This is a genomic window from Neisseria sp. P0009.S007 (assembly GCF_051962515.1).
This window is the reverse complement of record NZ_JBQCVF010000327.1, coordinates 1-1,462: the sequence shown is the minus strand read 5'-3', so window position 1 is coordinate 1,462 and position 1,462 is coordinate 1. Positions and strand designations below refer to the sequence as shown.

General features: G+C 41.2%; 1 protein-coding gene and 1 pseudogene. One reads left to right on the top strand and one right to left on the bottom strand.

Features of this window, described 5'->3' with window-relative positions; translation table 11 throughout:
- Window positions 1-110 (bottom strand): annotated as a pseudogene (locus ACTHS3_RS12955) (SPFH domain-containing protein); the annotation flags it as partial.
- 406 nt (window positions 111-516) lie between these two features.
- Between ACTHS3_RS12955 and ACTHS3_RS12950 the strand changes: the two are divergent.
- Window positions 517-1,359, top strand: coding sequence for an outer membrane beta-barrel protein (locus ACTHS3_RS12950; RefSeq protein WP_003745718.1), 843 nt, complete (start codon window positions 517-519; stop codon window positions 1,357-1,359).
- The last annotated feature ends 103 nt before the right edge of the window (window positions 1,360-1,462 follow it).

Here is a 1,462-nt window from a genome sequence, read left to right as displayed (position 1 = left end):
CCGTTTTGGATCTCCTCATCGGCAATCGGAAAACGCCACATCAGCAGGCTGTCATCGGGATTCGGCCATTGAATGACATCGATAAACTGTTTCTTGATAAAGTTGAACATCGCAGTTCCTTATTTGAAGAAGAAGGGATAACTAATAGGCTGTCAGGTCAATTTGCCTGGTTGGTCATATCGCTTATTTTATATAAATAGAATGTCATACGATATTAACATTCAAAATGTCTTTATGCCTGGGAATAGAGTGGGTTGCTCTATCTATTTTTAGTGTTAAACCCACTAGCCCACCCAGAAACATTAACATATCATTAAAATTCATGCAGACTCTGTTTTACACTATTTTTCTGCTTTTACCTGCGCTATATCATAAAAAAGACAAATACAGGTAGAAAATCATTAAACACCATACCAAGCGTTCACTACACCTGTTAATATTTATCAAATCCTAGAAATTCATCATGCTGTATTTTCAAATTATCACATTGGCTTTCATAAAGTAAAAGGAATTTATATGAAAAATTCTGCTCATTTCTGTTTTGCTGTGTTAGTACTCTCTGCTACCGTAAGTACACAGGCTGCCCGCCCTGTTGAATTTACCGTTGGTAGCGAATATTACAACGAGACCTATCGCGAATACGAAAAAGATGGTAGTCGCTTAATGCAGCAAAAAGGCAACTTATGGTCTATTAATGCCGGCGTAAAATACCGTTTCAACGATCGCCATGCGGCAAAATTAGAAGGCCGTTATTCGCGCGGTAAAACAGATTACACGGGAAGCGTACAATATATAACTGAGGATTATATCGACGATTCAGCAAGTTATGGCTCAGCCACACTCAAAAATGCACCACGCCGCGCATACGATATCCGTGCCTTATACGAATATACACTCCCGATTAACGATCGCTTTAGCATTACTGCCGGAGCCGGCTTGGGACACCGCGTTCTGAGAGACTTAAGTAGCCGCATTGATCCAAATGATTATGACCGCAAAAACCGAACCACATATGCGCAAATCAATACCGGAGTAAATATCGCCCTTCCTGCAAACTTTGAGATATCTCCCCGCATTGCCTACAATCGTGCCGTGAAAGGCCGCCAATATTCTTACGAACCCGACCAGGTAGAAACCCGAATGAAACAAGGCGGCGGACAAGGTATTGAGGTTGAAGTGCCTATATCTAAAAAATTCGCGAACGGCTCCAAAATCAGCCTCGCTCCATTCTATCGCGGCTGGAAAGTTAAAGAATCGAACCTTACCGTTACGGAAGAGTATGACTCATATGGATTGGGATCTATAGAACCTAAAAACCACACCCACGAAGCGGGCGTAAGATTGCAATACTCTTTCTAATTTGATGAGTTTAAGTAGTTAAAACGTTTCAGACGGCCTTGTATATAACAGGCCGTCTGAATTTTTTGATGCTTTCAGAATTTCACTATAACGCCAATACCAT